The organism is Paraliobacillus sediminis (genome assembly GCF_003426055.1).
In genome coordinates this window covers 375,383-389,755 of sequence record NZ_QJSI01000001.1, presented here as the reverse complement: position 1 = coordinate 389,755, position 14,373 = coordinate 375,383, and the positions used below count along the sequence as shown (strand labels likewise).

Below are 14,373 nucleotides of genomic sequence, written 5' to 3'. Positions count from 1 at the left end.
TTTTAATTTTTGTGATTTTTTAAATCTATTATATATCTCTTATACTAAATATACTTAAAAGCCATACAAGTTATGCAATAAAATTTATTATTCATGTAAACAACTTTCAAGATTGTTACACAAAAAACCCAACTCTATTAGAATTGGGTTTTCGTATAATTAATCCTGGCTATCTTTCTTTTTATGTTCCTGCCATTTCGGAACAAATCCATCTTCCTGCATCTTTTCCATAAACATATCTAAATGTTCTTCCATTTTTGTAGCATCTTCTTCTGATAAGACACCAAACTCTTTGTACTTCTCAACAATTCCTTTTCTTTGATTAACCAAGTCCTCATACATTGTTTTCAATTCTTTGGTTTGCTTTTCACTTAATTCAACTTCTTGAAATTTTGGTTTCGGATGGTCTTTCTCTGCCCCAACCATCGTTGCTCCAAAACCAAGCATAACCATTGAAAGAACTAACAATAACAATCTCTTGCGCATTTTCACAATTAGTCATTCCTTTCTTATTTACTATCAAACATAGTGTTTTCAATAAATAAGAAAGTATACTTTTATTCTTGTTATTGTTAGTTCGATCTAATTATTTCGTCACGACTTTAACTATCGTTCTTCCCAAAGCTTTTCCAGCAATCAAATTAGGTAATTCATCCGCTAATTGTTCCAAACCTATTTCTTTATTCAAGATAATCTCCAATATATCCTTGCTTGGTTTTAAGTCAGTCGCAACCCGATCCCAAATCTCTTTTCTTCTATTCATTGGAAAATTAACAGAGTCAATTCCAATTAAGCTAATACCTCGTAAGATAAACGGATAAACAAATGTTGGAACTTCTACGCCACCCGTTAATCCACTAACAGCTACGCCACCATCATAGTGCAGTTTACCTAAAATAGAAGCTAATGTTTTTCCACCAACAGGATCAACTGCTGCTGCCCACTGTGGTTTCGCTACAGCCTTAACTTCTCCATCGAAAACCGCTTCACGACTAATCACTTCCTTCGCGCCAAGTTTCTTTAAAAAGTCTGTTGCCTCGGATTTACCAGTACTTGCAACAACGTTATAACGTTTGTGAGCTAACATAGCAACTGCTATACTTCCTACTCCACCAGTAGCACCTGTCACGAGTACTTGACCTTTTTCAGGTGTTAATCCATTCTTCTCTAGACGATCAATTGATAGTGCTGCCGTAAATCCTGCTGTTCCAAATAACATTGCATCTTTCATTGAAAGTCCGTTTGGTAAGGGAAGTACCCATTCTGAGCCTACACGCGCATATTCACTATACCCGCCATCATGTGTGACACCTATCCCATAACTCGTTGCAATAACATGATCACCTTCTTCAAATTGATCATCAGCAGACTCTACAACTTCACCAACTAAATCAATACCAGGGATCTGAGGATAGTTTTTTACAATCACACTATTATTCGTGTTAGCCATTGCATCTTTATAATTGATGCTAGAATAATGTACTTTAATAAGTACCTCGCCTTCTGGTAAATCGTTTGTTGTTAGTGTTGTTACTGCTCCTGTAACTGTCTCATTTTCTTTTGTTAGTTGATATGCTTTAAATGTTTTTGTCATTTGCTTTTTACACTCCTTTTTTTATCATGCATTCGTTTTTTGGAACGTTTTTTCTTTTACCTTCTTAAACCATCTGGTATTTGCTACGTAATCGAAAGCTAAACTAATCACAAAGCCATGTATCATGACACCGATAATCGTAATCAAAACAACAATAGTATGCCCAACCATTGTTTTTGGAGAAAATGCCGCTTCACCAAAAAAGGTAACTGCAGTCACTACACTAATACCCGCATCTGTCATACTCATAATTCCCGGTTCTATCACCACCAGAATTACCATCATACAAATTAAAAATACCGAAATAACAGCTGAAGTTAAGCCGTAATGTTGTTTCTTTAGAAACGATACAAAAGGCATCGTATAATATTTTGTAATCGTTTTTAGCCGGAGCAGATGTAGAATACGTGCAAAACGAGCTACTTGAAATACAGCATCTAAAGGGATCGCTGCTACTAGTAAAAATGGATTACTTTTCAAAAAGTCAAACTTACTTTCACTCTTATATAAACGGTATACGAAGTCAGCAAAGAATATAGCCCACGTGATCCAGACAATATAACTGGTATATGGCAGGTCAGTCCATAAAGTTGCAATGGATAACGTTGCCAAGAATACCATAAAACCTTCATATATTATTTTTTTAGAGAACGTCATGTATATTCTAGCTTCCCTTCTATCTTCTACTCTATCAAAAAAAGATCCAGAATCAGAGTAATTGCATTTACTTCTTTATACCATCTTACTAAATTAAAAACATTGTGTGAAATGATAGCAATGTTCTTAATTGCCAACAAAAAACCAGTACGCCTAGTAAAGGGTACTGGTTTCTCTATTAACTAACTTTCATTTCCGGTGCTGGTTCTTGTTTTGCTTGCTCTTTTTTCGCTAAACGAACAAGTAAATATGCGATCGGCGTGTCTGCAATTGCTACGATAAATTTAAAAACATATTGTGTAAGAATCATCCCAATTAAGACATTAAACGGTACTGTTCCTACAAACGCAACAACGATAAAAATAATGGTATCTAACAATTGACTTGAAATCGTTGATAAGTTATTACGTAGCCATAATTTTTTCTCACCATGTTGTTTTTTAAGACGATGAAAAATCGACACATCAATATGTTGACTAACGACATATCCTAAAAGGCTAGCAATCATAACGCGGAAGCTTCCGCCTAATATCGCTTCAAATTCAGCTTGCATTCCAAAAGCAGAAGCTGCTGGTAAGTGAATCGCTATAAATACGAAAACAAGTGCAACTACCTGTGTGAAAAAACCAGCACGAACTGTTTTCATTGCTGCCTCTTTACCATAAACTTCCCCAATAACATCGGTGATAAGATAAGTGACAACATATACAATTGCAGCTGCCGGTAAGATAAATTCACCAATGCTAAATAATTTAACCGAAATAATATTTGATAATATTAATAATCCAACAAATAATGCGTTTAAATAGACAAACATTTCATTTCTCCCCTAACCTATATAAGGAGGTTCTTTAGCTAACCCTCATTAGCGATTATCAATCTTTTCTGGGTACATATCGTGGTTCATTAAACGATGCTCTGCTATTTTTTCATACTTTGTTCCTGTTTTGCCATAATTACAATAGGGATCAATAGAAATACCACCTCTTGGCGTAAATTTACCCCAAACTTCTATATATCTTGGATCCATTAATTCAATTAAGTCATTCATAATAATGTTCATGCAATCTTCATGAAAATCACCATGGTTACGAAAACTAAATAAATATAATTTCAATGATTTACTTTCGACCATCTTCTCACTTGGAATATAACTAATATATACAGCACCAAAATCGGGTTGATGTGTTTTTGGACACAATGTTGTAAATTCAGGACAATTGAACTTAACAAAGTAATCACGATTTGGATGTTTATTATCAAACGTTTCTAATACTTCAGGTGTATAGTCAAATGCGTATTTCGTCTCTTGATTCCCTAGTAACGATAGATCTTGTAAGTCTTCATCTCTTCTTCCAGCCATCTGGCTAACCTCCCTTTTGCATACACATTAAAAAAGCCCATCCCTATAAGGATATGGCTTTTGCAGTCATATGTCCTTAGTTTTTTATAGAGGGTTTGTTGCTAAGAACCTCTCCCATTTTATAACGGAATCGTATCCATATACTCGGACTATTATATAGAGGCCCAAGTAAGATGTCAACGAATTTACTTTCATTTAGTGACTCAACTTTCGCAGACTGAAACAGGTATTTAAGTCTTAACGTTACTAGGAAGTCTCGCAATCAAAAGATGAAGGTGACTTCGTGCTCATTTCGTAAGTAACATTGCGATGAATTCTTCGAACGTGATATATAATGATAACGCGACATACCGCTTTGGAAATATACTTCGTTTTCCGTGGGCACGGAAAGCGAGACCATTTGCTGACGTAGCGTGATGATAAAGTTTACGTCGGAATTTATGGTTGTTTCATAATATACAACATTTTTTTAGAAAGCATGTTTATTTAGAAACTGTCAAGTAACATAAGATGTACTTTAAACCTAAAGTAGTCAACGTTTCGCACTTGTTCTTATAGTAAGAAAGTTTAGTGACTAACCCATTTCTGCAAACAGTTTATTTAAAATATCCAGCGCTTGATCAATTTCTGCTTTTGTTGTCGTGATTGGTGGAAGGATTCGAATCACCTTTTCTCCAGCTATTAGAATAAGCAATTGATGCTCTTCTCGAGCCTTTGTAACATAATCAATAGCTTTACCAGTAACTTCAATACCAATTAAGAATCCTTTTCCTCTTATGTTGCTTATCTGATCATACTTGGTATTTAGTTCTTCTAATTTCGTCCATAGATATTCCATTTGCACATTAGACTTTTGTTGGAAATCCGTATCTGTCATCGCTGTAATCGTTGCTAAACCAGCAGTTGATGCAAGTGGATTCCCTCCAAATGTGCTGCCATGTGATCCCGGTTCAAATGCTTTTGCCACATACTCTTTAGCAATTAAAGCACCAATTGGGAAACCTGAACCCAATCCTTTTGCCACACTAATTACATCTGGTTCAAATCCATATTGTTGATAGGCAAACAGCGTTCCTGTTCGTCCCATGCCAGTTTGAATTTCATCAACCATGATAAGGACGTCATTTTCTTTACATAGTTGAACAAGTTTTTCAACCCATACAGGATTAGCTGGAATTACACCACCCTCACCTTGAATAAGTTCCAGCATAACCGCACATGTCTCGGGATGGATTAAATCTTCTAAAGCAGCTATATCGTTATAAGGTAAATAACGAAAACCTGGCATTAATGGCTGAAAGCCTTCTTGAATTTTTTCTTGTCCAGTTGCGGATAGTGTCGCTAATGTACGACCATGAAAGGACTGATTAAATGTAACAACCTCATAGGCGTTGTTTTGCTTTACTTTTTGTGCATATCTTCTAGCGATTTTTATTGCCGCTTCATTCGCTTCAGCTCCACTATTGCAAAAGAAAACTTGATCACCAGCACTATTGTCAACCAACTTCTTCGCTAACGCTTCTTGTGACGGAATCTGATATAAATTGGAGCAGTGCCATAAATTCTCTAACTGATTGTCAATTGCCTCTTTGACAACATCAGGAACATGACCTAAGTTACATGTTGCAATTCCTGCTGTATAATCTAAATACTTTTTATTCGTATCATCCCAAACATAGCTTCCTTTCCCTTTCATTAATGTGATGGGAAAACGATTGTACGTTTGCATTACTGCTGACATTTGAGTTGTAGAACTTGTTTCAGACATGACTAACCTCCTCAAGTCGAATTCTTGTACCTACTGCTTTACCATCGATAAAATCAAGTAAAGCTTGTGCATCCATTCCATTAACAATAGCCACTTCTGGTACATTTTCTGCAAGTGCTGCTAAAGCTGCTCTCACTTTAGGAATCATTCCACCTTGAATGACATTGGTAGCTATTAACGATTCAATTTGGGCCTTATCCGTATGATGCAATGTAACTTTCTTATCGTTCTCTTCGATATAAATTCCAGGAATATCACTAATAAAACATAGTTTAGCTTTTAATGCTTGTGCTATTGCGGCAGCGGCTGTGTCTGCATTAATATTATAACGTTGGCCCTCTTCACCAATCGCAATTGGTGAAACAACCGGAATATAGCCTTGCGCAATAACATTCTGTAATAAATCAACATTAACATCATCAACTTCACCAACATAGCCAAGACCTTTATCTTGTTTCGCCTCTACAGCGTGTAATAAATTACCATCCACACCACTCATCCCGAGTGCCGCCGCATCCTCTTGTATAAGATTACGGACAATTTGTTTATTAACAGAGCCACTTAAGACCATCTCAACAACATCTAGCACTTCGGTAGTTGTAACACGCAAACCATTCACAAACGTTGTAGCAACGTTCATTTGCTTCAGACGAGAGGAAATGAGTGCACCACCACCATGAACAATAATCGGCTGCACCTTTTTATCTGCCTGAATGCTAGCTATATTTTGATAAAAAGCTTGTGGAAGCTGATCAACAATACTTCCACCACATTTAATTATGATATATTCCATTTTTCCATCCCCTTATGTGCGATAGGAAGCATTAATTCTGACATATTCATAAGAAAGGTCACAACCCCAAGCAGTGGCCTCTCCTTCTCCATTACCAACACTAGCATGAATCGTTACAGTGTCCTGCATTAAATACTGCTTTGCTTCGATTTCATCAAACGGTAAAGGCATACCATTTTTAACCACTTCAATCTCACCGAGTGCAACGGCAACATCATTTGGTTCTAACATCTCTCCACTATATCCAATTGCCGTAATCACACGTCCCCAATTGGCATCAGCACCATGTATAGCCGTTTTGACTAGGTTTGAAGAAATAATCGCCTTACTAATCGCTTGTGCTGCCTTTTCCGTTTTAGCACCTTTAACTTGTACTTCTAACAGTTTACTAGCCCCTTCTCCGTCCCTAGCAATCTCTTTAGCCAATGACTGACAAACAAATTGAAGTCCTTCAAGAAAAACATTCCACTCTGGATGTTCTGGATTCAATGTTTGATTTCCAGCCATCCCATTAGCTAAAACAAGTACCATATCATTCGTACTCGTATCTCCATCTACCGTAATCATATTAAACGATTGATTCGTTAACTGTCTCAATCCATTTTGTAAGGCTTCATATTCAACAGCGGCATCTGTTGTAATAAAACTTAGCATCGTCGCCATATTTGGATGAATCATCCCTGACCCTTTAGCAGCACCACCAATTGTCACCTTTTTACCGTCTATTTCAAATTGAATTGCAATTCCCTTTTCTTTTGTATCTGTAGTTAAAATAGCATTTTCGAAACGATTACTACCAAGATTTTTTTCTTCATCTATTTGTTTAATTCCATTCCGAATTGCATCCATTGGTAGAAAATCTCCAATAAGACCTGTTGACGCAACAGCAGCATGTTGGATAGGAATATTTATTTTTTCAGCGAATAGTTTTCTCATCTCATATGCATCAGCTAAGCCTTGCTCTCCTGTACAAGCATTTGCAATACCTGAGTTAACAATAATCCCTTGCAATAAGTGGTCCGTAGCTATACTTTCTTGGGTAACCTTTAATGGCGCAGCTTGAAAGAGATTCGTAGTATATACGCCTGCTGTTTGTGCAGCTTTCTCTGAGTAAACCCAACCAAGATCCAGTTTCTTCTTTCGAATACCACAGTGTAAGCCACCTGCAGTAAAGCCTTTCGATGATGCAATATTTCCGTTCTCAAGTATAGTAAACTTTTCTATTGTGCTTATATGATGCATTTTTAAGTTCCCTCCTTATGGATAAATAGGGGGATAATCTAATCCCGATATTTCTTCCCAGCCATTGATGATGTTCATGTTTTGAATTGCTTGCCCGGCCGCACCTTTGACTAAATTGTCAATAACTGAAATAATAGTTAATTTTCCTGTCCGTTTATCTACGTGTAAGCCAATATCGCAATAATTACTTCCATATACTTCTTTTGTTGTTGGAAGAACACCTTCAGCTCGTATTCGCACAAATGGATGATCTTTATAAAACGTTTCATATAATTGTTGCACTTTTTCTTGATCGATTAATCCTGTTAGATTTGCATAAATCGTTGTCATGATCCCTCGCGTCATTGGTACGATATGCGGTGTGAATGTAACTTGCACCGTATCATTTGCTTCGTGTCCTAACACTTGCTCCATTTCTGGAATATGCTTATGTGCTCCTAATTTATATGCTTTAATATTTTCGTTCATTTCTGAAAAATGTACATTTAATGCTAGACCTCTACCAGCACCCGAAACACCTGTTTTACCGTCAATTATAATACTGTTGGGCTCTATCCAACCTTTTTGAATGATTGGTATTAAACCTAAAAGTGTTGCTGTTGGGTAACAACCAGGGTTTGCAATAAGTTTTGCTTGTTTAATATCTTCTTTATATATCTCACTAAGGCCATAAGTTGCTTGTGCTAAGTATTTAGCGTTAGCTGCTGGTGCTTCATACCACTTTTCATAATCTTCTGATGACTTCAAGCGGAAATCTCCAGATAGATCAATACATGTTACGTTATATCGCATAAATTCCGGGACCAGATCTTTACTAATATTTGATGGTGTTGCAAAGAATACAAGATCAATCGTTTTGCTTAAATCTTGAACGTCTAGAGCTGTCATTGGAAGTTCAAGAATGTCTGTCATATGCGGGTACACTTCTGAAAAAAGTGTGCCACTTTTAGAATGCGAGATAATGGTTGTTAATTCTGCATATGGATGCATTTTAAGAAAACGAGCTAGCTCGATTGCACCATATCCAGTCCCTCCTATAATTGCTACTTTCACGTCATTTTTCACTCCTAATCCGAACTTGATTGTGATTAATTATTATACTTTAAAATGTATGTTTATACAATAGTTATTTCGATATTTTTGAAATATACATACCTTTTTGAATAAATATACGTTTTTATGCATGTTTTGAATTGTGTGCCTGTCAGAAAGAAGAGGATTCTATTGGAGGGCTCTTTTTGTAAAAATTTAAACGTCGCAATAGAGAGAAACTGCGATGTAGATTCCATACCCGCTCTACAAGTGAAATCGGCTCGCTTTCCGAGTGGATCTTCAACTTGTGCTGTTCCCACTGGAGTCTCACCAATTTCAATTGCTCCGCTAGTTTTGTCAAAAATATAACACACGCATCCTATGGCATACTGATTTGAAAACACCGGCAGCTTTGTTAGTGACTAATGCCTTCCACTAATTTCTCTCGTTATTGTTTTTCAACAAACAGAATTAGTTCCTCTAATCAGCGAAGGAAGCAAATCGTTAAGACTTCTGTGGGAACAGCACGAACCGAAGTTCCTCTAAAGAAGCGTTATTTGCTTCTTTAGATAGCTTAGGTTGTGCCCACGGAAAGCGAGACCATTTGCTGACGTAGCGGTCGGTGGTAATGTTATGTCGCAGTAGACTTAAATTACGGTATAAGTTAGGGTGACTTCTCTTTCTTTGTTTATATTCTTTCATCAGTATAAACTTGATTTTTTCCTTATATTTAGTCATAAAAAAACACCCCAAAAGTAAGATTTTCACTTTAACTTTTGGGGTGTTGTACGGTTCATACCACTTATAGTATATGTCGTTTTATTTTGGGTGTTCATTGCCTAGCACATTATCCTATCTTTTATTAATGACTTTGTTTTCGAGTACACCTATTCCTTCAATTTCTAATGTAACCACATCATTAGGTTGTAGAAATCGTGGTGGATTTTGGGCAAAACCAACTCCATCTGGTGTGCCAGTTAGAATGATATCTCCTGGTGACAACGTAATTAATTCTGAAATAAACGAAATGAGGTATGGAATACTAAAGATAAGCTCCGATGTGTTGGAAGCTTGACGGATTTCTCCATTAACTCGGGACGTGATGGCAAGGGAAGACGGATCTTTCAATTCATCCGTTGTCACAAGCCACGGTCCAATTGGCGTGCTACGGTCTAGTGATTTCCCTTGCAACCATTGAGGTGTGCGCTTTTGCAAGTCGCGCGCAGAAATATCATTACCAATCGTATAACCCGCCACATAATCTAGCGCATTACTTTCTGTTACTTCTTTAGCTTCTTTCCCTATCACCACTGCTAACTCTACTTCATAATCAAGTTTCTCTGTCGCAGGTGATTTTTCAATTGCATCTTCAGGTCCAATTAATGCATTAGCAAACTTAGCAAATAAAACCGGGTAATCTGGAATTGCACTTTTCATTTCTTTCACATGATCTTTATAATTTGTTCCAATACAAATGATTTTAGACGGATTTTGAACAGGGGAACCTATTACAACTTGTTCTTTTGAAAAACTTTCAACTAAAACCTCTTGATTTGTAGTAAAAGCTACCGCTTCTTTTGCTCGATCAAATCCGACTTTTCCTAGTTTAAAAAAATCAGCTGGATCAGAAGGCAATAACGTTTCACTTGTATATGCTTTGTCTATTTGTTCCGTATGTACCAACATACTCAGGTAAGCCTGCTGCAAATCGATAACCTTATCTCCTTCGACAAATCCAGTTCTAAAAGGTGCTAGTGTATTTTTCACTTGATATGTTACAAACTTCATTGTTCAATTCCCTCCCAATACATTTTTACTTTGTTACTTGTCTCAAATTCCAACTTCTTATGGAACAGTTCATCTGTCCATCTACTTCAAGATAACAATCTCTTTTGCTTAAAACATCAAATAGTCGTGACGTAAAAACAAAAGCACCTTGATTAACAAAAAGTTCAAGAGATGATGTATCAACAAAAAGTTGCAAATCTACTACATTTGTTAAACTAATCGTCCGTGATTCCTGTTGATTTGTCTTTATACTTTTTCTGAATAAAGTTAACGTGTTTTCAATCTTGTCAAAGGCTAAACTTGTATTACCGTCTAAATTGAGTATGAAAGATGAACCTACAAATGATTGAACGTCCAACATCAGTTCAAATGCTTTTCCATTGCCGCTATCAACTTGTACTCTTTCATTTACGATAGTAATGTGTTCACGCGTTACTTCATTCTCTCTTAATGCAATAAGTTCTTCAACTGGTTGTTGATAAAGACGTCCATCTTTCACGCTCAACTCTCTAGGCAAAGTCATTGCATGCACCCAGCCATATTCTTTTGTTGGATGATATGCTTCATCTTCTTCAGGAAGACCCATCCAACCAAAGAGTAATCTTCTTCCTTTGATGTCCTTCGTTGTTTGTGGGGCATAAAAATCAAAACCTGCATCCAATTCTACAAAAGGTTGGTGACAAAAGCCACCAGTATCACGATCAAGTCCACCAACTAAATAACCGGTCTGATAAATATTTTGATAGTGAAATCCCTCAGCTGGAATCCCTTGCGGAGAGAACATTAAGACATCCTTATCACCAAGATAAAAGAAATCCGGACATTCCCACATATAGCCGAATTCATCACCATCTTGCGTACTTATTTCACCGACTTGATCCCAATTGATTAAATCCATTGAGCGATAGAGTAAGACACAACCGCTTCCTTCTACTGTTTGTGCACCTATTACCAAATACCATCCATCACATTCACGCCATACTTTCGGATCTCGAAAATGCGCTGTATAACCATCTGGCACAGTAAATAGTGGACCCCTTTTTTTGAAGTCTATCCCATCTTCTGAAATGGCAAGACATTGATATGATTCTCTCTCACCATTTTGCGCACGTACATTTCCAGTATAAAAGAGATACATTTTATCTTCATGCTCAATTGCACTACCTGAATAACAGCCGTCTTTGTCAAACCAATCACTAGGAGCTAACGCAATCGGCTGCCATTCCCAGTTGAATAGATCGGTGGATGTAACATGTGCCCAATACTTTAGACTATGATCTGTTGCAAATGGATTCCATTGAAAAAACAAATGATATTTCCCTTGGAAGTAGATGAAACCATTTGGATCATTTAATAAGCCAACTGGTGGCATAACGTGATAATGCAATCGAAATGGATCTTCTTTTGAAACGCTAGAAAATTCATTTACTTGTGCATTGGCTTGTTCTTTCAATTGATTATCTTTCACTATATCTAAGTTGCTATTTTCTTTCATAACTAGCGAGTCCCCTTTTGCTCTATTATTGCTGTTTACTAATCTACTGGTATCTCTTTATCTTTATACCCGAATAACCACGTAAGTGTAAAGGCTGTTGCAATTGCAATCACATTAACTAAAAGATACGTTAGAATTTGACCATTAAGATATAACAATGTCCCTGGTATAACCGTAATGGACATTCCAGTTGCTTCTAATTGCATGAGGGAAGCTACAAATCCACCAAGACCTCCACCTATCAAGCCCATCAAAAATGGTTTTCCTAATCGTAGTGTCACACCAAAAATAGCTGGTTCAGTAATGCCTAAAAATGCTGAGAAGGAAGAAGGTAACGCCAACGCTTTCAATTTTTTAGATTTTGTTTTCAAACCAACAGCTAACGCAGCTCCACCTTGCGCAGCTATTGAAGCTGTAATAATTGCATTAAATGGATTGCTTTTCATACTTTCTAACAACTGAATTTCTAACAGATTGAAGATATGGTGTACACCTGTTACAACAATAATTTGATGTAACAATCCAACAAGTAATCCACCTATTCCAATTGGAAGACCTAATACTGCAAGCGTTCCACTAAGAATATAATTTTCTACTACATGAAAAATTGGACCAAGTACAAACATAGCAAACGTTATCATAATTAATAGTGTTAAGAATGGCGTTAAAATTAAATCTAAAGCTTCTGGAACACGCTTCCGGATAAATCGTTCTAATTTCGCACCAATAATTCCTGCAAAAAAGGCTGGCAAAACTGAACCTTGATAACCGACAACCGGAATGAAATCAAAAAAGTAAATTGGATCGACTGCACCCTCAGCCACACCCCAAGCATTAGGTAACGATGGACTGACTAACATTAAACCAAGTATTAAACCTATAATAGGCGAACCACCAAAGACTCGAAAAGCTGACCATGCTATTAGTGCAGGTAAAAATATAAATGCAGTATCCGTTAAGATCTCAGTAAATAATAAGAAATCACCTGAAATATCTGCTGGTGTTAAACCAAAAAACGCTAAAATTTGTTCCTGTATCAAAAGCCCTCTAAGACCCATAAATAGACCTGTTGCAACTAAAACTGGAATTATCGGAACAAACACGTCACCTAATGACCGAATTGATCTTTGCAAGATATTACCGCTCTTTGAAGCTTGTTTTGACTGTCCTGACTTACTTGAACTTCCTATTCCCAACTTTTCAACTTCTTCAAAAATTTTATTTACTGTTCCAGTTCCTAAAATAATCTGATACTGACCTGAGTTGAAGAATGCTCCTTTAACTTTATCAGTTGATTCTACTTTTTCTTGATCAATTTTCTCTTTGTCATTCACCATTATTCTTAGTCTAGTAGCACAATGCGCAATAGATGAAATGTTTTCTTCACCACCAACGGCCACAATAATTTCTTGAGCAATTTTTCTGTTTTCTGACATAATCCTCACGCTCCCTTTCGTTGTATGAGATCGATTCCATATTAATTAAATAAAAAGCACTAAACCATAAACTATATATTTGTGGTATCGATTCCACATTGTGTTTAACAATGATGGAATCGATTACAATCCCATCATACACTACCTCTTTTTAAAAGTCTATACGAAAGTAACTTTTTTTTGCAAGCGTGTTCTTTTTTTGAAAGTTGATCTAACATTAACTTAGCTGCTTCTTGTCCCGCAACTTCATTTTGGTAATCCATTGTTGTTAGTGGTGGTGTTACATGTTCAGATACTTCAGATGCACCAATTCCAATAATCGCCATATCCTCTGGTACACGATAATGCTTTTCTTTTAAATATTGCATCGCACCAAGCGCTAGCCGATCAGTTACTGCAAATAATGCTGTTGGTAACTGTTTAGACCTTGTTAAAATTTGTTCCATGGCTGAATAGCCAGAATGTATATCAAATATCCCCTTAGTGACCCAAGCTTGTTCAATTGGTAATTTCTGCTCTTTCATCACATTAAGAAATGCTTTTTTTCTCAAATAACCCACAGCGTGATCTGATTCATCAACTCCTATAAAACTAATCCTCTTATGACCCTTTTCTATTAAATATTCTGTAATATCACGTGCTGCTTGATAATCATCATACAATACATTACAAAAACTATCTATTTCTTGTCCGATTACTACGATAGGAACTTCTAATTTATTTAACTGCTTCACTAATTCTTCATTCACATTTGTTGCAACTAAGATAATACCATCTACTTGTCTTACTTTTAATAATTGCACATATTCTATTTCCTTCAATTTGTCTAAGTTCGTATTTGCCAATAAGATTTGATATCCGATGGAGGAAAGTTCGTGGTCCATTCCCGCAACAAGTCTACTTGTTGTCTCTGTTCGAATAGTTGGTACAATAACACCAATAACCTTCGTCTTTTTTGTCCGCAAAGATTTAGCATGCTCACTCGGTCTATAACCTGTGTCACTAATTACCTTTTCAACACGCTCTCTTGCTTCATTACTTACATATCCGGAATCATTCAACACCCTTGAAACTGTTGATCGTGACACCTCAGCCATTTCTGCAATTTCGTTAATCGTTGCCACATATCCTCTTCCTTTTCATTAAATTATTTCTCTCTTCTCTCATCATTCTACACCTATTCCAACCATACGAAAAGAAAAGTT

General features: G+C 36.5%; 13 protein-coding genes and 1 riboswitch. All 13 genes read right to left on the bottom strand.

Annotation, left to right across the window (positions count from 1 at the left end):
• Nucleotides 1–159: 159 nt before the first annotated feature.
• On the bottom strand, nucleotides 160–486 hold the full coding sequence (locus D2K60_RS01740; RefSeq protein ID WP_240335254.1) for a DUF2680 domain-containing protein: 327 nt from the start codon (nucleotides 484–486) through the stop codon (nucleotides 160–162).
• A 100-nt stretch (nucleotides 487–586) separates the two neighbouring features.
• Nucleotides 587–1,594: an acrylyl-CoA reductase family protein gene (locus tag D2K60_RS01735; protein ID WP_117168272.1), complete on the bottom strand. Its 1,008-nt coding sequence runs from the start codon at nucleotides 1,592–1,594 to the stop codon at nucleotides 587–589.
• 24 nt (nucleotides 1,595–1,618) lie between these two features.
• Complete coding sequence (locus D2K60_RS01730; protein ID WP_117168271.1) at nucleotides 1,619–2,251, bottom strand: hypothetical protein; 633 nt, start codon at nucleotides 2,249–2,251, stop codon at nucleotides 1,619–1,621.
• 178 nt (nucleotides 2,252–2,429) lie between these two features.
• On the bottom strand, nucleotides 2,430–3,068 hold the full coding sequence (locus D2K60_RS01725; RefSeq protein WP_117168270.1) for a queuosine precursor transporter: 639 nt from the start codon (nucleotides 3,066–3,068) through the stop codon (nucleotides 2,430–2,432).
• A 48-nt stretch (nucleotides 3,069–3,116) separates the two neighbouring features.
• Nucleotides 3,117–3,614 (bottom strand): preQ(1) synthase, encoded by a 498-nt coding sequence (queF, locus tag D2K60_RS01720; RefSeq protein WP_117168269.1) that lies wholly within the window; start codon nucleotides 3,612–3,614, stop codon nucleotides 3,117–3,119.
• Between the two features lie 70 nt (nucleotides 3,615–3,684).
• A riboswitch (PreQ1 riboswitch) is annotated at nucleotides 3,685–3,732 on the bottom strand.
• 456 nt (nucleotides 3,733–4,188) lie between these two features.
• Nucleotides 4,189–5,382: an acetylornithine transaminase gene (locus tag D2K60_RS01715; protein ID WP_117168268.1), complete on the bottom strand. Its 1,194-nt coding sequence runs from the start codon at nucleotides 5,380–5,382 to the stop codon at nucleotides 4,189–4,191.
• Nucleotides 5,375–6,175 (bottom strand): acetylglutamate kinase, encoded by an 801-nt coding sequence (gene argB, locus D2K60_RS01710; protein WP_117168267.1) that lies wholly within the window; start codon nucleotides 6,173–6,175, stop codon nucleotides 5,375–5,377. The genes D2K60_RS01715 and argB overlap by 8 nt, the downstream gene beginning before the upstream one ends.
• Before the next feature lie 12 nt (nucleotides 6,176–6,187).
• Nucleotides 6,188–7,417 (bottom strand): bifunctional ornithine acetyltransferase/N-acetylglutamate synthase, encoded by a 1,230-nt coding sequence (gene argJ / locus D2K60_RS01705; RefSeq protein WP_117168266.1) that lies wholly within the window; start codon nucleotides 7,415–7,417, stop codon nucleotides 6,188–6,190.
• Between the two features lie 15 nt (nucleotides 7,418–7,432).
• Nucleotides 7,433–8,470: an N-acetyl-gamma-glutamyl-phosphate reductase gene (gene argC / locus D2K60_RS01700; RefSeq protein ID WP_117168265.1), complete on the bottom strand. Its 1,038-nt coding sequence runs from the start codon at nucleotides 8,468–8,470 to the stop codon at nucleotides 7,433–7,435.
• 831 nt (nucleotides 8,471–9,301) lie between these two features.
• Nucleotides 9,302–10,237: a fumarylacetoacetate hydrolase family protein gene (locus tag D2K60_RS01685; protein ID WP_117168262.1), complete on the bottom strand. Its 936-nt coding sequence runs from the start codon at nucleotides 10,235–10,237 to the stop codon at nucleotides 9,302–9,304.
• 25 nt (nucleotides 10,238–10,262) lie between these two features.
• Complete coding sequence (locus D2K60_RS01680) at nucleotides 10,263–11,732, bottom strand: glycoside hydrolase family 32 protein (protein ID WP_117168261.1); 1,470 nt, start codon at nucleotides 11,730–11,732, stop codon at nucleotides 10,263–10,265.
• 38 nt (nucleotides 11,733–11,770) lie between these two features.
• Nucleotides 11,771–13,168: a sucrose-specific PTS transporter subunit IIBC gene (locus tag D2K60_RS01675; RefSeq protein ID WP_117168260.1), complete on the bottom strand. Its 1,398-nt coding sequence runs from the start codon at nucleotides 13,166–13,168 to the stop codon at nucleotides 11,771–11,773.
• Between the two features lie 134 nt (nucleotides 13,169–13,302).
• Complete coding sequence (locus tag D2K60_RS01670) at nucleotides 13,303–14,292, bottom strand: LacI family DNA-binding transcriptional regulator (protein WP_117168259.1); 990 nt, start codon at nucleotides 14,290–14,292, stop codon at nucleotides 13,303–13,305.
• Nucleotides 14,293–14,373 lie beyond the last annotated feature (81 nt).